Origin of the sequence: Paenarthrobacter sp. MSM-2-10-13 (assembly GCF_011605365.1) — a bacterium.
Classification (GTDB): Bacteria; Actinomycetota; Actinomycetes; order Actinomycetales; family Micrococcaceae; genus Arthrobacter.
This window is the reverse complement of the sequence record NZ_JAAOXO010000005.1, coordinates 166,833-183,997: the sequence shown is the minus strand read 5'-3', so window position 1 is coordinate 183,997 and position 17,165 is coordinate 166,833. Positions and strand designations below refer to the sequence as shown.

The following is a 17,165-nucleotide window of genomic DNA, read 5'->3' as shown; positions in this document are numbered from 1 at the left end:
GTCAGGATCCGGCAATGATCGAGGCCCCCTGCTCGGGGTGGAACTCCTGGACTTCCTCGTCAATGACCAAACACGTGGTGGCCGTGGCGAGCAGCAGTTGCGGATCGTGGGTCACCAGGACCACGGCACCACCGTCTTGGGCATGCGCGGCGATTCGATCCACCAGGGCGTCGCGCATCTTGGGATCCAGCCGCTGTTCCGGCTCATCCAGGATAAGGAGCGACGACGGGCGGATGAGCCCGGCGGCAAGCAGTAACCTGCGGCGCTGGCCGGAGGACAACGCATCCGGAATGGCGTGGGCCCTGCCCAGGAGCCCAAAGAAGTCCAGTTCTTCTTCAACGCGAGCTTCAGGGTCATCCAGGGAGTGCCCACGGGCAATGAGGAGCAAATGCTCGCGGACTGTGAGTGACGGGAAGAAGAGATCGTCGTCGAAAACTGCGGAGACGTGCCGACGGAACGGTACCGCGTCCGGATCAATGAGGAGGCCGTGGACCTTTATGTCTCCGGCCAGGGCGCTCTGCCGTCCCGCAATGGTCCGGGCCACCGTGGACTTTCCGGCGCCGTTGACGCCTACCATTCCCAGGACTTCACCAGCGTCCACCGTCGCGGTCACTTCGCCGCAAACCGGCGACCCGGCATAGCCAACCAGCAGCCTTTCGGCCTCCAATACTGTCCCCATGGTGCAACCCTACCGGCGGGATTGCGTCACCCTCTGATAGCCAAAGGTGCTGCCCACTTCGCGGCGGAGAAGAAGAGATGCCTGTTTAGGCCTTGTTGGCGGGTACTGAGTACGGGGCATTCGTGCGCCTCGCGGTGGATGTCAACCGCTTCCCTAACAGAATCAGCGGCTGTTCGACGGTACGGGCCAGTACCTCTGCAACACCGAATGACATGGCGGCGGCTAGGACCAGCCTGACAATAGCGAGCCCAAAATTTCGTTGGTCAGCAGGGATAGCCATGCTCACCACGTCGATGCAGAAAGGGTGGAAAAGGTAGATCGCATACGTCCTGGTCCCCAGGAAAGCTACAGGCTTCCAGCTCAGCAACCTTGTGAGGGGCGAGGTAGCAAGGATGAATGAAGGGAAAAGAAGCGCAACGGTGAAGGAGAACAGGACGTGCGCATTGCCGCTCTCGGCGCCGCCGGGGAGGACCGGGTCAAGAATGTAGGCGGTGATAGCTACAGGTATGAGCGCGGCAGCCACTCCGGGGTGCGCGAGCTTTGACACCATCTTGAATCCCCGGTGGGTGTGCATGGTGAGGCCAAGGACGCAACCGGCAAGAATGGCGGTGTAAATCCCGAAGTATCGCGCACCTTCAAAGTAACTGGCCGCGGAGGCGAGGACGAGCAAAACGCTGGCCGTGGCCAGTCGATGCCTTCTTATCAGCGGTATGGCGAACATAAGGAACGGCCACACGATGTAGAACTTTTCCTCGATGCCAAGCGACCAACTGTGGACAAAGCTGCCACCGCTGGCGAGATCCCCATTGAACGTTGCCAGGAGCGGTAACCGCTCCGCAAATTTGACCGGACCCTCACCCAGGCCGAACACGAAGACGCCCACTGCGGCCGTTGAAAGCGCAATGTAATAAAGCGGCAGGATGCGAAAGGCCCTTCTTACATAGAACTGAAAGATCGACACCCGGCCACGTCGGCGTTCCTCGCGGATCAGGAGCGATGTGATCAGGAAACCGCTGATCACAAAGAAAAGAGTCACTCCCATTGACCCGTTGAGAAATCCCCAGATGTGGGGGTCGCTCATGTGAGAGACGAGGACTATTGCGATGCTGACGGTTCGGAGCCCGTCTAGCTGCGGCCAGTACCGGGCGGACAAGAAGGACGACTCAAGCTTTTCCACGGATCCCTTTTCAGGCTTCACTGCCTGCCTTGAGACATCACGGCAGGTTCACGCCAATCGTCTAAATAGTGTGAACGGACCAGGGGGTTTGGTCCGTTCACACCATCTATTTGGTCTACGCAGCGCGGTGGTGTGGACCTGCGTAAAGGCGTGTGGTTAGTGCCCGACTTCTCCGTGGCCGCCTATCGTGGCAAACTCAAAGAGCTGGACGGGCACATGAGGGCTGGCCGCCCCTACCTCACTCACTCCACCGGCACCTGATTGACGCCCAGCGCATTGGGTAGAAGTTAAGCGGGCGCATCTAGGAGGAGCACATATGGATACTGCACGGACCTTTGAGTCGATTGTCATCATCTACAACCCCAACAGCACCGGGGACGCACCTGAGCTCGCACAGCAGCTGCACGACAAGCTCAAGCAGCTGCTCACGTACCAGTCCGAAATTACACTTCAGCCCACTGAGCATGCCGGGCATGCTGTGGACCTGGCGCGTGAGGCGGCCTCAAAGGGCGGCGACGTCCTGGTGGTCTCCGTCAGCGGCGATGGGGGGTACAACGAGGTTGTCAACGGCGTCATGCAGGCGGAGAATCCGCGAGCCGTTTCCGCGGTTTTGGCTGCAGGCAACGCCAACGACCATAGCCGGATCATTGGCACCAAGCCGTTGGAAGAGGCCATTGTGGAGGGCCGCGTCCACAACATCGATCTTCTTCGTATTCACACGGGTCAGAATGATGATGCGCCCTATGAATACGCGCATTCCTACATCGGATTTGGCCTGACCCCGGTGGTGGCCACCGAACTGGAAAAGGGCAGTAAGGGTGCTCTCAAGGAAATGGTCACCGTGATCCAGACCTTTTCCAAGTTCGAGCCTTTCGGCATCCGCCTGGCGGATGGAAAGCGCCGGAAGTTCGACAGCCTGGTGTTCGCCAACATCAATGAAATGGCCAAGTACGCCACTTTGAGTGAGGCAGAGGATCACCCGTCCGACGGAAAGTTTGAAGTCATCACTTTTCCGCACATGCCCAAGTGGCGTGTTCTGCTGACCGCGCTAAAGGCCACCACCCAGGGCCTTGGTGATCAGCCGAGCGTGAGCAGCTATGAATTCACCACGCTCAAGCCGCTGCCGTATCAAATGGACGGCGAGGTCAAGTCCGTGGAGGCTAACGTCAAGGTCAGGGTGGAGTGTGCTCCCGGGGCGTTGGCTACCCTCGGCTAGGCACCTCTAGCCTGCCGGGGCACAGGCGGCCGTAACGAAGTCATAAATCCGGCCGCGCAGTTCATTCGAGGCCGCAATCTTCAGCACGCCCCTCCGGTCACCAACGGTCACCCTCAGCGGCAGGAGGGTGCCCACCTTGTCTTCAGCAACAGCGTGGGGATCGCAGCGGGCGGGCCGGATAGTAAGAGGTAGTTCCTGTTTGCGCGCGCCCACGGCGAGATGTGCCGGCCAGGGGTCTGCCGGAGATTGCGCCAGCAAGGTGGTCTCCTCAAATGACTCGATAGTGAGGCTTCCCGGGTCAGTCCCCGGCGTGGCCGGCGTGATGAGAAGGCGTACGACGGCGGTGCGGCCGTCAGCGGCAACCTCCAGCGCGGGGTCCAGGACCATGACAGCGACGGCGGCGGCCTCCGATGCCAGGCACAGCTCGCCGGCGTTTCTGGAAAGGACGCCGAAGGGATCGGAAGCGTTGGTGCTGGCCTCCACGGGCTCCTTGCCCGGTTCTGCGTAGGTGATCCTGGCGTTAAGTGCTGTTGTTGTGCCTTCTGATACTTCGCAGGAGGCCGCGGGCAGTATTGCGGGCAGGCTCTTCGGCTGACGCGGCGGCAGTTCGAGGCCGCCAGCAGAAGGCTTCCAGGCGATGTCACCTTGGAACAGCGGGGATTGCAGCTGCGCCACAGTCACAGTTATTGGCGAATCCGTGGTGTTGGTGAGCTGCAGCAGGATGGCCTGTTTTCCGTATTGGTCCCGGGACTGGTTGATCTCCACAGCCACGGGCTGGGTACTCCCGCTGCCGGAGGGAGAGCCGGTACTGCCGGAGCTGCAGGCGGCCAGAAATGGCATGGTCATGGCCAGAGCCAGACCCGCCGCAAGGAAAAGCCACCGCCGGCACGTCATGCGATCAGTGTAGGGGCGCGGACGAGTAGGAGGCTCCGGGCCAACCAGTTGGAGCCCTTCCGCGGTCCGCTCTTGCCCGGTATCCGCTTCGCGGCTAGTACTCTGAAATAAGAGGCGAATATGACAAGGAGATCCATAGCTTCCCCGCACTGCTATGGGCGATTCCGGTGCAGGTTTTTCTTAGAGTCCACAAGTTTGCTGCCCCGCAACGGTGCGAAGCCAGGCCCATTTCGGCTGCCAGGGATTCGGCAGTATGCGGTGCTTCGACCTCTACTGCCATTTCCCGCCAACAACCACCCGATCCACATTCAGTGGAAACAGCCCTTGGTTGACTGGGGCCGGGAATCGAGGGAAATGCTGAATCCGGTGGAACGGCGCCCTCGTCTATTCCTGTCCAGAGGATGGAGCACACCCATGCAAACAAGACCACTCCAATAAGGAGCACGGCAAAGCATCCTAAGCGCGGACGTGTTTGAGTTTTGCCCGGTTCAGCCACTGATTCCCCCATTTTGCCGATCCCAGCCTACATGGGCATGATCTGTTGCCTTGAGCTGGGTAAGATGACCGCACGCACGCAGAATTCTGCTCGTTGATTTCCGGACGAAAGGCCACCCTGATGTCATTCCAGGCTTACCTTGACGCTATTGAAGACAAGACCGGTCTCACTCCGCGTCAGTTGGTTGAAATAGCAGACACCAAGGGCTTCAAAGACCCTTCGGTGAAGGCCGGGGCGATTCTTGAATGGCTCAAAGCGGACTACGATCTTGGACGCGGTCACGGAATGGCGTTGGTGCATGTCATCAAGAAGGGGCCGCGGATTGACAGCAAGCATGTGGGATCGGACGGCACGCACCGCGACGAATCGTACACTCTCTGGTTGGATGGCAAGGCGAGCAAGCCCACTCCTTAATGCCCCTGTGACATGCTGACGCTAAGCATGCTTAGGTTAATCAAGCCATCCTGGTGAGCACGCAGAGAGGACCACCATGTCCATAGTGACCCAGTTGTTCAAAAGCCCCGCCGCGGACGTATGGAAAGTGATCGAGGATGGCTGGCTCTATACAGGCTGGGTGGTGGGTGCCTCCCGAATCCGCTCCGTGGACGCGGCATGGCCCCAGCCAGGTGCCAAGCTGCATCATTCCGTGGGCTCTTGGCCCTTCCTCATCGATGACAGCACCAGTGTCACCGCCGTGGAGACCGGCCGTAAGCTGGAGCTGCTTGCCCGGGGATGGCCCATGGGTGAAGCGAAAATAGTGATCACCCTTGAAGATTTGGGTGGCCATCAGTGCCGTGTTTCCATTGCCGAAGACGCCGTGCGTGGGCCGGGAAAAGTGGTTCCCAAGGTCCTGCGGGATCCTGTCATCGGGGTCCGGAACCGGGAGACCTTGAAGCGCCTCGAACTGATGGCCGCTGGTGGGGCAGGCAGGTAGGACTAGGTGGTGTAGCGCGACGGCTTAACCCAGTCAAAGGCCGCTGCCTTGGACCTCGCGCCTTCGGCTGCCTTGGAGCGGTTCGGTTCGCCCAGTTCGGCAAGCAGCTTCTCGGACAGGACTACGAGCTCCCCGAAAACATCCGGGGTGAGCCACTCGGGCCGGGTTGCGAAGAGGATGTCCTCGCTGGAGGTGTTGCCGCTGGCGCCGGGTGCGAACGGGCAGCCGCCCAGTCCGCCGAGGGCCCCGTCCACCATTGCAGCACCGGCTTGGATGGCGGCAAGTGTGTTGGCCACGCCCAGGCCCCAGGTGTCGTGGCCGTGATAGACGATTCGCCGGGCGGGGGACTCGTCCCGGACCCGGGTGATCAGGCGGGCTACCTGCGCTGGAATGGCTTGCCCCAGGGTGTCGCAGATGACGATGTCCGTGGTGCCCTCGGCCCGGGGGTCGTTGGCGATCGAAAGAATGCGCTCCTCCGGAACGTAACCTTCGAACGGGCAGGTGAAGGACGTTGCGATGCACAGCTGGATCTGGCCGTTCACTGCGCGAGTGTACGCAACAGCTTCGGGCAGGGCGGCCAGGCTCTCATCAGTGGTCCGCCCGATGTTCGCCTTGTTGTGGGAGTCGGAGGCTGACAGGCAGTACTGGAAGTTCCGCGCACCAGCTGCTGATGCTTTGGCTACGTGGCCTGGTGTGGCTACCCAGATCCAGCATTTCTCCAGTTCTTCTGGGGTGAGGGCCCGGACTACTTCGAGTGTGTTGGCCATGGTGGGGACAAGGTCGGCGCGGGCCATGGAGCCGAGCTCGATGGCGGGAACGCCCAGCCGCAGCAGTTCCCGCACGGTTTCGATCTTCTGGTCCGTGGGCAGGAGTTTGCCGGTGAGTTGGAGTCCGTCGCGCAGGGTGACGTCCCTGAGGATGACGTTGCCCAGCGTGGATGCCAGGGGGCTTTCGAAGCGGTTCATGGTCGGAGGGCCTCCTCGCGGCCGGAAGCCGCATTGATCTGCGCTGCATCCATGGTGAGGAGTCCGCCAAGGATTTCCTGCGTGTTTTCGCCCAGGTCGGGGCCGAGGTTTCGGATGGGCAGGGACTGGTCTCCGATCACGGGAACAATGCCGGGGAATCCGACGCCGGGGAGGATTTCCTCGCCGGTGGAAACGTCGAACTTCTGGATCATGTTGCGGGCGGCGTACTGGCTGTCCGTGCTGATGTCCGCCGCGGTGTAGATGGGACCGGCGGGAACACCGGCGGCTTCGAGGGCTTCGAGGGCCTCGGCGCCTAACAGCGTGGCTGCCCACTCGCCGATGGCCTGGTCCAACTCTTCACGCTTGGCCCAGCGCCCGGCGTTTGTCTGCAGGGAAGGGTCTTCTGCGAGGTCAGGGCGACCAATGGTCTGCATGTACCGCTGGTAGATCGAATCCCCGTTACCGGCCACCACAATGCTCGCGCCGTCCTTGCACACGTAGGCGTTGGACGGAGCGATGCCCTCCATGCGGCCACCGACGCGCTGCCGGTCCACGCCGTATGCCTGGTAGTCAGGGATCAGTGACTCCATCATGGAGAACATGGCCTCGTTCAACGCGACGTCGATGATGCGCTCGGTGAGCGGAACAGCGCCAGCCGAGTCCCGGCGTCGTGCTTCACGCTGGTACAGGCTCATCATGGAACCGAAGGCGGCGTACAGGCCCGCGATTGAGTCTCCGATGGAGACGCCCACCCGCACCGGCGCGCGGTCCGGGTCGCCTACCAGGTTGCGGAACCCTCCGTAGGCTTCGGCGACGGCGGCGAAACCAGGCCGCTGCGACAGCGGTCCCGTCTGCCCGAAGGCAGAGATGCGGGTGACGATGAGGTCCGGGTTCGCGTCGTTGAGAACCTCGGGCCCCAAACCCCACCTTTCCAGGGTGCCGGGACGGAAGTTCTCCAGAAGGATGTCGCATTTGGCTACGAGCTCCAGCACTGCCTGCTTGCCCGCATCCGTGCGGAGATCCAGGACCACTGACTTTTTGTTGCGGTTCAGGGTGCGGTACAGCATGGACGTGTTGCCCTTGTGCAGGCGCCAGTTGCGTAGTTCGTCGCCGGTTCCGGGCCGCTCCACCTTGATGACTTCAGCTCCGAAGTCGGCCAGCAGCCTGCCTGCCGTGGGCGCGGCGATGTAGTTGCCGAGCTCCAGAACCCGGACGCCGTCCAGAGGGGCGATTGTTTGGTGTGTCATGGTCTTCTTTCGTGCGGGGCGGATAGGCGGTGGGCGCGCCGATGTGAGTGCACCCCTACACTCTGGCTCAAAAGTGACTGCAGGCGCTAGAAGGCGTCGTGGGTTACACGCGGTGGATGGTCGTTATGACGTTCGACGGCGGTGAGGGGTTCCGCTGGCGGCGGCGCGGCCGCTGTCCTGACCCTCGGGGACGACCCTCCGCCTTAGCATGGTCCAGAGGTACGCCGACCGGGGGAGTGTGTGATGGGGCCGTTGGAATCGAACCAAGCCAGTACGAGGCAGGATGAGCCGGCACGTACGGGCCTACGTTCCAGCAACAAGCGAAAGGGCTCCACGCGGCAACGGAAGCTTGAGTTGGCGATCCTGCTGGTGCTGGTAGTCGCGCTGGCCCTTTCAGCTACTCCGTGGCCCTCGGCGCTGCTGATCCGTGCTGTTTTTGAGCGCGGAGCACAGGCAACCATTGACGAAATGACTCCATACGTTCCGGATACGCCGCTGCAAACCCAAGAAGGGGTGGTCTACAAGCCCGGATCCACCTTTGATGTCTTTAGTCCTCAAGGCACCACGGCGGCACTTCCCACTGTGGTGTGGATTCACGGTGGCGCTTGGATTTCAGGAGCGCAGCGCGACGTGAATCCGTACCTGAAGATCATCGCGGCCGAGGGCTACACCACCATCGGCATGAGCTACCCCATCGCACCGGAGGCCACCTACCCCACGGCGGTGCGGGACATCAACGAAGCTCTCGCCTATATCAAGGCCCATGCCGCCGAGCTGAACGTGGACGCCAGCCGCATAGTTCTGGCCGGTGACTCCGCCGGCGCCCAGCTCGCCAGCCAGATGACCACGCTCACCGTAAACCCCGGGTATGCCAATCTGATGGGAATTCAGCCCGCGCTCCAGAAATCGGATCTGGCTGCCACCATCCTGCATTGCGGCGTGTACGACCTCAGGGCCATGGCGGATCTCAACGGGATTGTGGCCTGGGGATTCAAGACGTCACTGTGGGCCTACACGGGCACCAAGGACTGGTCCGCTACCTACGCCGGGGCCACCATGTCCACCATCGATTTCGTGACCGACGACTTCCCTCCCACGTTCATCAGCGGCGGCAATGGTGACGGGCTCACGTGGCTCCAGTCGGTTCCCTACAGCAACCGGCTGAAGGATGCGGGAGTTCCGGTGACCGAGCTGTTCTGGCCGGCCACTCACCAGCCCGAGCTACCTCATGAGTATCAGTTCCATTTGAACTTTGCCGAGGCCCGTGAGGCGCGGGACAAGACGTTCGACTTCCTGTCCGAGCACGCGCTGAGGCGTTGAGCACGGCAGAACCCTAGCGGACTTCAATTTATCTCCATGATGGAACTATTCTTGAGGAATGACTTCCTCCTTACAGGTCACCGCAGACAAGCGCCTACCGGTCTTGTTCTGGGTTTCCGCCGTGTGCGTGGCCGCGTTGGTCCTAGTTCCGGGGTGGATGCTGCTGGGAAATCCGGCCGTACTGCGTGGTCATCCGCTCCTGCCGTCGCTCCTGGTGACGGCCGCCGCCGTCGGAGTTCTCTGGGGTATTTTGCTGTGGCGTCGACGCCGTAGCTCCTCGAAGCCGTCCTTGGCCAGGGCTGTGGGTGCGTGGGCCGCGCGCGTCGGCGTGCTGGCACTTGTGGCCATGCTGGCGTGGCTGAATCCCTTCGCATACCAGGCCTCCGAAGCGGCTGAAGCGGGATCGCTGGCCGGATCCATGGTGGAATCGCCCACAGCCATCACCATGAAGCCGGCCGGGGCAGCAGTCACCAAGGGGCTCGTTTTCTATCCGGGCGCTCGCGTTGAAGCGCGGGCGTATGCGGACATCCTCAAGCCAGCGGTGGACGCCGGGGTCCTCGTGGTGATTCTCAAGACGCCCCTGAATCTCAGTCTGCTGGACGGAAACCAAGCGCGCGGGGCCATGGCTGACCATCCTGAGATCTCCACATGGACGGTGGGTGGCCACTCACTGGGAGGGGTGAGCGCGAGCTCTTTTGCTCTGGGAAACAAAGATGTGGATGGCTTGCTGCTCTACGCCTCCTACCCTTTGGACTCCTTGCGTGACCGGTCGGGACTGCAGGTTCTGTCCATTTCCGGCACCGAAGATGGCCTCAGCACGCCGGCGAAGATCGACGCCTCCCGTGAGTTGCTGCCCGCCGATGCCACCTTCGTTGAAATCCGAGGCGGGAATCACGCGTTCTTCGGAAGCTACGGTGCGCAGCCCGGCGACGGCGAACCCTCTGTGGATCGGGGCGTTGCCCAAGAGCAGATTTCCGCGGCAACCGTGGCGTTTCTGATGCAGCTCAAGGAGTAGCCAAGACGCCGCGGGAATACTTCTGACTCATCACCTGTTCAGTGATTTAGATGCAAATGCATGTAAGCTGGATGAACGAGCAACAGGAGAATGCCATGGAAACCCGCCGCATCACCGTACTTTCCGCCGGACTCGGCGTCCCGTCGTCGAGCCGCTTGCTGGCCGACCAGCTGGCCGCCTCCACCGAACGGCAACTGCGCGCGGCCGGGTACGACGCGAAGATTGACGTCGTTGAACTGCGCGACCTCGCAGTGGACATCGCCAACAACTTCGTCACCGGCTATGCCGCACCGCGCCTGGCGGACGTGATTGCCGGCGTCGAGGATTCTGACGCCATCATCGCCGTCAGCCCCGTCTTCAGCGCCTCTTACAGCGGCCTGTTCAAGTCGTTCATCGACGTCCTGGACCCGAAGTCGTTGGACGGCAAAGCCGTGCTGCTGGGCGCCACAGGCGGCACCGACCGCCACCAGATGGTCCTCGACTACGCAATGCGTCCCCTGTTCAGCTACCTGCGCACCAGGATTGCGGCCACCGGCGTCTTCGCGGGGCCGCAGGACTGGGGAAACACCGACGACGGCGCCTCGCCCCTGTCGGTGCGCGTAGACCGAGCGGCCGGTGAACTCGTGCAACTATTGAGCGGTTCCCAGCCGCACCGGAAGAACGATGCACTTGAGTCGCTGCCGTTTGAACAGTTGCTTGCCGGAATCTCGGCAGGCAGATAGGACGAACTAATTGCCAGGGCCGATCGTTGGGGCAAACATGAAATGTCCTGTGGATTCCATTGACCTGGTGATGAGCGAACGAAGCGGCGTGGAGATCGACTACTGCCCGCAGTGCAGGGGCGTGTGGCTGGATCGCGGGGAGCTGGACAAGATCATTGACCGGGTCGCTGCGGAGACCATTCCAGCCCCTGCCCGGCCTGCCGCCGCACCGTCCCAGCCGCCGATCGCGCCCCCGCCCATCTACAACCCCTTCGAGTCCCGGCCACAGCAGCCGCGGTACGACGATAGGGATAGGCGCGACTACGACCGGAGGGATGACGACCGACGCGACGGCTATGGTCGCGACCAGTACGGCCGCAAGCGCAAGAAGAAGGAAGGTTTCCTGGGGGACTTGTTCGACTTCTAGCTTTTAGTCGTCCAACAGCTCAATGAACTCGCGGGCCTGCTTGATGTTGATGTCTGAGTGGCGCGTCAAAGCAAGTGCCGCGCCCTCAACATCGCCGCTCTTTGCCAGCGTGCGGATACGACCGTAAATCTCGTCGTTGAGCATGTTGCTGCTCACTTCCCGGGTGACATCGCCCTTACTGACGATTGCCCTGTACCTGTAGGGGAAACGTTCAGGCTCGTCGTCGTCGTCGGCAATCAAATCTTTGGGTGTGGCTTCCGGAGTGAACGGCTGGGGGTGCGCCGCCAGTGCGCCGACGGCGTCACGCGAGGCCCGCAGGCCCTCTCCAGTCGCCTGCAGGTAAAGCTTGATGGCCGCCATGCCCTGTCCCTGGGCAATGAGCGAGTAGAGCTGCCTGTGCTGCTCTTGATTCAGCTTCGCTGCAGACTCTCTGGCCAACTCAACCGCGTCCTTGGGTGCATTCGCCGCTGCGAAGTCGGCCTTGCTTTCGACGGAGCGCTTGGTGAAAGAGCGAATAAGCAGGAGCACTCCCGCAATGACCGCAACGAGGATCAGGAGCGGGATGAGGATGGAATCCATGGCGTCGTCATAGCCGATCTACGTAGTTCTTGGCAGTAAGCAAATCTGAATGGGTGGCCTGGCGGAGGACTTTGATGGCCTCGATCTTTTTACCGCTGCGGACCAGGTTTTGTAACTCGAAGGCCAGTTGAGGGTTCAGTTGACCGTTGGGGAGCACTGCTGGTTGGTGTCCCGTTTGTCCGGCAGCGTGAGACCGCGCAGCCTGTGCCTGAATGGCCGTCCTGCTGTTCTCCACCTGCTCGCGATGGCTGGCCTCGTTCTGGCTCGGCTTGGTAGTGGCATCTATGCGGGCGCGAAGGGCCAGTGCCTCCCGCACTTGGGACGCTTGGTGGGCAGCGGAACGTGCCGCCAGTTCGCGTTGATACCTCTCGGCGTCGGAAAGGCCGGTATCGCGCGGCTTGAAGGCTGCCGTGAGCGCCCACAGCAGGCCCACGAGGACAAGAAGCGGAAGGACAATCGTCAGTACGTCACCAAAGTTCATCCCCATGCCTAGAGCTTATGCCAGAACTTGGTTATCCACAGCACATTCCACTTCCGGCATAGGCTTCTGAGAGATCTCTGTCAAATTAAAGACGGTTTTGTAAGATGCATCACATTTCGAGTATGTATCACCGGATTTTCCGTCCTTGGATGACCCCCGGAGCTGTAGTGTCTGTGGATTAATTGCTGGCAAAACTTTCTCGCGTCCACAGCGTGTGGGAAGTGTTTCCGCAGGTCAGAGCCTTATTTCCCGTGAAAGAAATTCTCTATCCACAGGGTAACGCACAGTCTGTGCACAACCTCTGGCTGGTATTCCACAGGTTATCCACAGGGGGTGTGAAGCACCTGCTGTAACGTGTCTGGAGTGTCCATTTTGGGCACGAATATCCCGCGAAAGTGTTTCCTGGGCTTCCAAAAAGTCACCACTTGAGAAGAGCCCATGGAAGCCACTGTGGATAACCTGTGGACGCGGCTATTCTGTCGGGCCTGCGTGACATCGTGAGATGCACCAGGCGGACACTTGGCCACGCACTGCGCTTTACGGGCCGCCAGGGAGTTCAGCTCTACAGCGGCACACAAATGGAGGACGGCTTTGTCAGTAACGCACTTGGACTCAATCGAGGGCTCACGCGCTTCGGACTCGAGCCGGAAACCTCCCCAGGACATCCCCGCTGAACAGTCGGTGCTCGGTGGAATGATGCTGTCCAAGGACGCAATTGCCGACGTCGTGGAGATCGTTCGCGGACACGACTTCTACCGTCCCGCCCACGAGACCATCTATGAGTCCATCATTGACCTCTACGGCCGCGGTGAACCCGCTGACGCCGTCACCGTCTCGGATGAACTGACCAAGCGTGGTGAGATCAACCGTATCGGCGGCCCCGCCTACCTCCACGAGCTCATTCAGACCGTGCCAACGGCGGCCAACGCAGGCTACTACGCTGAGATCGTTGCAGAGCGTGCGGTGCTACGGCGCCTTGTTAACGCCGGCACCAAAATCGTCCAGATGGGCTACGGCCAGGACGGCGAGGTGGAAGACCTCGTCAACCAGGCGCAGGCCGAGGTGTACGCGGTGGCGGAAAAGCGTACTGCCGAGGATTACGTGGCGTTGAAGGACGTCATGGAGTCCACCGTGGACGAGATCGAAGCTTCGGGTCACCGCGGCGAGGGCATGACCGGCGTTCCCACCGGCTTCTACGAACTGGACGAACTGACGCACGGACTCCACCCGGGCCAGATGATCGTTATCGCCGCCCGTCCTGCCGTGGGTAAGTCCACGTTCGCGCTGGACTTTGCCCGCTCCGCTGCCATCAAGAACAACCTGGCCACGGTCATGTTCTCCTTGGAAATGGGCCGGAACGAAATTGCGATGCGTCTTCTCTCAGCAGAAGCGACCATTGGCCTGCAGGATCTCCGCAAGGGCACCATCAAGGACGAGCAATGGTCCAAGATCGCCACCACCATGGGCCGCATGAACGATGCTCCGTTGTTCATTGATGACAGCCCCAACATGTCCCTCATGGAAATCCGCGCCAAGTGCCGCCGCCTCAAGCAACAGCACGACCTCAAGCTCGTGATCCTCGACTACCTCCAGCTCATGAGCTCCGGCAAAAAGGTGGAATCGCGCCAGCAGGAAGTTTCCGAGTTCTCGCGTGCGCTCAAGCTGCTCGCCAAGGAGCTCCAGGTTCCCGTCATTGCCCTGTCGCAGCTGAACCGTGGTTCCGAGCAGCGCCAGGACAAGCGCCCCATGGTGTCCGACCTCCGTGAATCCGGCTCCATTGAGCAGGACGCCGATATGGTGATCCTGCTCCACCGTGAGGACGTCTACGACAAAGAGTCACCGCGCGCAGGCGAAGCTGACATCCTCATCGCCAAGCACCGTAACGGTCCCACCAAGGACATCGTGGTGGCATTCCAGGGCCATTACTCCCGCTTTGCCAACATGGCCGGTGAAACCGGGGCGGGTGGCGGCGGCTTCTAGCCCCTACTGCCCGGCCTGGGAAGAGCTTTTCAGCAGCCCTCGAAGTCCATGAGTACCTTCACCTTGGCGGCCGACCCGGATTCGGGATCGAACGCGTAGCCGATCCATTCCTTGGCCAAGCGACGGGCCAGTTCCACGCCCACAACGCGTTGGCCCATGGTGAGGACCTGGCAGTCGTTGGACAGGATGGACCTCTCCACGGAGAACGAATCATGGGCAGCCGTGGCACGGATACCCGGGACCTTGTTGGCTGCGATCGCCACACCAATGCCTGTGCCGCAGAAAAGGATGGCCCTGTCAGCCTTGCCGTCCCGGATCATTTCACCGGCGGCGATGCCCACGTAGGGGTAGGGCCTGGTGAAGTCCTCGTCCGCGCGGTTCACTCCGATGTCGATCACTTCGGTGATCCTGGAGTCGGCCTCAAGATCGGCCATGATTCGGTCTTTGTAATCAACGCCGGCTTCGTCGGCGCCCACAATGATGCGCATGAAATTCTCCTAGTGGGTTGCTGCAACGGGAACGGCTGTGAAATGGGGCCCGACGGCGGCGAACACCATGGCGAGCGACGTCGCCCCGGGATCCGGCGTGCCGATGCTCTTTTCGGCCAGCGGCCGGGCCCGACCCTTGAGGGGGCGAAGTTCCGCGGTGGACGCAGCAGCCGCTGTAGCGTCGGCTGCGGCAGCTGCCCAAGCGTCCTCCGCAACAGCGCCGGAGGAGATGCGGTCCTCCAGTGAGGACGCGAACGGAAGCAGGGCATCCATCATGGTCTTGTCGCCGATGTCGGCTTTCCCGAGGCTCGCGATGCGGTCCGCGAAAGCTCGAACAGACTGGGCTAGGACGTCCGGCGTCGGGGTTTCTGCGTCCCCCAACCGTTCGCCTAAGGCGCGCAGTCCGGCACCCCAGAGGACGCCCGACGTGCCGCCGGCCTTATCTGCCCACGCATCGCCGGCAGCGGCCAGTAGCGAGCCGGCACCTGCGCCACGCTCAAGGGCCACGGTTGCTGCTTCCAGAGCGGCTGCTGATCCGCGAACCATGCCACGGCCGTGATCGCCGTCGCCGGCGATTGCGTCCATGTCCCCGAGGATTGATTCGGAATCGCGGAGCAGCGTGGCCGTCGTGTCCAAGGCTCGAAGACACTGGGCAGCGTATGCGCGGGACTCGGCTGTGGAGGAGTAGTCCGCAGCGGCAACGTTGTCCGTCTCAGCTTCCGCGGTGTCAGAGGAAGCGGCAGCGAACCCCACCGCACCGCGACGGTATGCAGGTGTTAGCGCTGGAGCGGTCCAGTACTCCTCCAGTTCGTCATCCAGCCACGTCAGCGTCAACGAGGCACCGGCCATGTCCAGGCTCGTCACCAGCTCGCCCACCTCCGGCATGACCAGCGTGTAACCGGCCTCGCGCAGCAAGGGAGCCACGGTCCGCCAGAGGACAAAGAGTTCTTCGTGCTTGGTGGAGCCCAGGCCGTTGAGGAGCACGGCCAGGCGGGTGGAAGCGCCCACAGGCGTCTCGGCCAGCACGCGTCGCACCAGTTCCCGGCCAAGCTCGACGGCGGATGGCAGCTCGGTATCGAACAGCCCAGGTTCGCCGTGGATACCAAGACCCAAGCCCATCTGTCCCTCGGGAAGGCGGAACAGAGGCTGCTCGGCGCCGGGGAAGGTGCAGCCGCTGAATGCCGTGCCAATGGTTCGGGTGAACTCATTCGCCTTGCGCCCCAAGCGAACCACGGAGTGGAGGTCCAGCCCGGCTTCGGCAGCAGCTCCCATGACTTTGAAGACCACGAAGTCCCCGGCTATGCCGCGGCGCTTCTCGATCTCGTCGGGGGAGGCGCTGGCGATGTCGTCCGTGACCAGCACGTTCTCCGTCGGGATGCCCTCAGCATTCAGGCGCTCGGTCGCCATGCCGAAATTCATCACGTCGCCGGCGTAGTTCCCGTAAGTGAACACCACTCCCGCTCCGGAATTGGCTGCCTTCGCCACCGAGTAAGCCTGCTGGGCGGAAGGCGAGGTGAAGATGTTTCCCACCACGGCGCCGTCGGCGAATCCCGGACCGATGATGCCGGCAAAGGCAGGGTAGTGCCCGGAGCCGCCACCGGTGATGACGGCAACCTTGGGCGCTGAGGGGCGGCTGCGGCGCACTGCGCCACCTTCCACCTGGCGGACGAGGTCCGAGTGGGCATCGCAGAAGCCAGCGAGGGCTTCGTCGGCGAAGTCGGCGGGATCGTTGAAGATTCTGGTCATGGTGGGTCCTGGTTCTGGATTTCGGACTGGGGGAGGGGCTTAGTGGATGTGGCTGCCGCCGTTGATGTCGATGGTGGTTCCGGTAAGGTACGCGGAGTCTTCCGAGGAGAGGAACGTGATGACGGCGGCTACTTCCTCCGTGGTGGCGTTGCGGCCCAGCGGGATGCCGGCGTTGATGGCGGCTTCCTGCTCATCGGTGCTGCCGACGCGGATGTTCGTGTCCACTGCACCGGGGGTGATGGCGTTGACGGTCACGCCGGTCTCCCCGATTTCGCGGGCGAGTGCCTTGGTGAAGCCCAGGATGGCGGCCTTGGCTGCGGAGTAGGGAACCTTGCCGAACACGCCGCCGCCGCGCTGGGCGGAGACCGAGGACATGTTCACGATCCGGCCCCAGCCGTTGGCAATCATGTCCGGCAGGAAGGCCTTGGTAACCAGGTAGGTTCCCGTGGCGTTGACGTCCATGACTTTGTGCCACAGCTCAAGTGTGGTTTCCAGGAAGGGAACGGGAGAGGTGATGCCGGCAATGTTGGCCAGTGCGCCCACGGGCGGGAGGTTCCCGGCGGCAACCTCTGCGGCAACGGCGGCCTGGGCAGCGATGACGGACGCCTCATTGGCGACGTCGATTTCATAGCCGAAGGCGGGGACGTTGAATTCGTTGGCGATCTCCGCAGCAACCTTGGCGGACTTCTCGCCGTCGAGGTCCAGGATGACTACGCCCCAGCCCTGGTTGGCGTAGCGGCGGGCGGTGGTCAGGCCGATGCCGCGATCGGAGGTAGCTCCGGTGAGGACGGCGGTGCGCTGGATGGTGGTCATGGTGCTC

The 17,165-nt window shown here is 62.1% G+C and carries 18 protein-coding genes; 8 read left to right on the top strand and 10 right to left on the bottom strand.

The genetic code is table 11. The annotated features are described in order from the left end of the window. Position 1: 1 nt before the first annotated feature. Together HAV21_RS12800 and HAV21_RS12795 are read right to left on the bottom strand one after the other, a co-directional pair. Positions 2-679, bottom strand: a complete 678-nt coding sequence (locus HAV21_RS12800) for an ABC transporter ATP-binding protein (protein ID WP_166841973.1) — start codon at positions 677-679, stop codon at positions 2-4. 85 nt (positions 680-764) lie between these two features. Then, on the bottom strand, positions 765-1,877 hold the full coding sequence (locus HAV21_RS12795) for an acyltransferase (RefSeq protein WP_166841972.1): 1,113 nt from the start codon (positions 1,875-1,877) through the stop codon (positions 765-767). A 295-nt stretch (positions 1,878-2,172) separates the two neighbouring features. On the opposite strand from HAV21_RS12795, the gene HAV21_RS12785 reads away from it, so the two are divergent. Further along, a complete protein-coding gene (locus HAV21_RS12785; protein WP_166841971.1) occupies positions 2,173-3,072 on the top strand; it encodes a diacylglycerol kinase family protein in 900 nt (299 codons plus the stop codon). A 6-nt stretch (positions 3,073-3,078) separates the two neighbouring features. On the opposite strand, the gene HAV21_RS12780 is transcribed toward HAV21_RS12785, so the two are convergent. Continuing rightward, on the bottom strand, positions 3,079-3,966 hold the full coding sequence (locus HAV21_RS12780; protein ID WP_166841970.1) for a hypothetical protein: 888 nt from the start codon (positions 3,964-3,966) through the stop codon (positions 3,079-3,081). A gap of 616 nt (positions 3,967-4,582) precedes the next feature. Between HAV21_RS12780 and HAV21_RS12775 the strand changes: the two genes are divergently transcribed. Both HAV21_RS12775 and HAV21_RS12770 read left to right on the top strand, forming a co-directional pair. Further along, the gene (locus HAV21_RS12775; protein WP_142937349.1) at positions 4,583-4,876 is read left to right on the top strand and encodes a DUF4287 domain-containing protein; all 294 of its coding nucleotides are present in this window, start codon (positions 4,583-4,585) and stop codon (positions 4,874-4,876) included. 76 nt (positions 4,877-4,952) lie between these two features. Continuing rightward, the gene (locus HAV21_RS12770) at positions 4,953-5,396 is read left to right on the top strand and encodes an SRPBCC family protein (protein ID WP_142937350.1); all 444 of its coding nucleotides are present in this window, start codon (positions 4,953-4,955) and stop codon (positions 5,394-5,396) included. A gap of 2 nt (positions 5,397-5,398) precedes the next feature. Here the strand turns inward: HAV21_RS12770 and HAV21_RS12765 are convergent, their stop codons facing one another. After that, positions 5,399-6,361: a hydroxymethylglutaryl-CoA lyase gene (locus tag HAV21_RS12765; protein ID WP_166841969.1), complete on the bottom strand. Its 963-nt coding sequence runs from the start codon at positions 6,359-6,361 to the stop codon at positions 5,399-5,401. Beyond that, positions 6,358-7,608 (bottom strand): CaiB/BaiF CoA-transferase family protein, encoded by a 1,251-nt coding sequence (locus tag HAV21_RS12760; protein WP_166841968.1) that lies wholly within the window; start codon positions 7,606-7,608, stop codon positions 6,358-6,360. Before HAV21_RS12760 ends, HAV21_RS12765 begins: the two co-directional genes overlap by 4 nt. A 243-nt stretch (positions 7,609-7,851) precedes the next feature. Here HAV21_RS12760 and HAV21_RS12755 point away from each other — a divergent pair, with 243 nt between their 5' ends. From HAV21_RS12755 to HAV21_RS12740, 4 genes are all read left to right on the top strand, one after another. Then, a complete protein-coding gene (locus tag HAV21_RS12755) occupies positions 7,852-8,928 on the top strand; it encodes an alpha/beta hydrolase (protein ID WP_166841967.1) in 1,077 nt (358 codons plus the stop codon). Positions 8,929-8,986: 58 nt separating this feature from the next. Further along, the gene (locus HAV21_RS12750; protein ID WP_166841966.1) at positions 8,987-9,943 is read left to right on the top strand and encodes an alpha/beta hydrolase; all 957 of its coding nucleotides are present in this window, start codon (positions 8,987-8,989) and stop codon (positions 9,941-9,943) included. A gap of 95 nt (positions 9,944-10,038) precedes the next feature. Beyond that, positions 10,039-10,665, top strand: coding sequence for an FMN reductase (locus tag HAV21_RS12745; protein WP_166842003.1), 627 nt, complete (start codon positions 10,039-10,041; stop codon positions 10,663-10,665). Positions 10,666-10,714: 49 nt separating this feature from the next. Further along, positions 10,715-11,071 (top strand): zf-TFIIB domain-containing protein, encoded by a 357-nt coding sequence (locus HAV21_RS12740; protein ID WP_250820893.1) that lies wholly within the window; start codon positions 10,715-10,717, stop codon positions 11,069-11,071. A gap of 3 nt (positions 11,072-11,074) precedes the next feature. Here the strand turns inward: HAV21_RS12740 and HAV21_RS12735 are convergent, their stop codons facing one another. Both HAV21_RS12735 and HAV21_RS12730 read right to left on the bottom strand, forming a co-directional pair. Continuing rightward, positions 11,075-11,650: a hypothetical protein gene (locus tag HAV21_RS12735; RefSeq protein WP_166841964.1), complete on the bottom strand. Its 576-nt coding sequence runs from the start codon at positions 11,648-11,650 to the stop codon at positions 11,075-11,077. A gap of 7 nt (positions 11,651-11,657) precedes the next feature. Then, positions 11,658-12,131 carry a hypothetical protein gene (locus tag HAV21_RS12730; protein ID WP_142937382.1) on the bottom strand — a complete coding sequence of 158 codons (474 nt, stop codon included), beginning with the start codon at positions 12,129-12,131 and terminating at the stop codon, positions 11,658-11,660. A gap of 591 nt (positions 12,132-12,722) precedes the next feature. Here HAV21_RS12730 and dnaB point away from each other — a divergent pair. Beyond that, the gene (dnaB, locus tag HAV21_RS12725) at positions 12,723-14,111 is read left to right on the top strand and encodes a replicative DNA helicase (RefSeq protein WP_017197290.1); all 1,389 of its coding nucleotides are present in this window, start codon (positions 12,723-12,725) and stop codon (positions 14,109-14,111) included. A 29-nt stretch (positions 14,112-14,140) separates the two neighbouring features. Here the strand turns inward: dnaB and HAV21_RS12720 are convergent, their stop codons facing one another. The 3 genes from HAV21_RS12720 to HAV21_RS12710 are packed head-to-tail and all read right to left on the bottom strand — an operon-like array spanning position 14,141 to position 17,158. Beyond that, positions 14,141-14,599 (bottom strand): ribose-5-phosphate isomerase, encoded by a 459-nt coding sequence (locus tag HAV21_RS12720; protein WP_166841963.1) that lies wholly within the window; start codon positions 14,597-14,599, stop codon positions 14,141-14,143. Between the two features lie 9 nt (positions 14,600-14,608). After that, entirely contained in the window at positions 14,609-16,345 is a 1,737-nt protein-coding gene (locus HAV21_RS12715) for a dihydroxyacetone kinase family protein (protein ID WP_166841962.1), read from the bottom strand. Between the two features lie 39 nt (positions 16,346-16,384). Further along, on the bottom strand, positions 16,385-17,158 hold the full coding sequence (locus tag HAV21_RS12710; protein ID WP_166841961.1) for an SDR family NAD(P)-dependent oxidoreductase: 774 nt from the start codon (positions 17,156-17,158) through the stop codon (positions 16,385-16,387). Between the last annotated feature and the right edge of the window lie 7 nt (positions 17,159-17,165).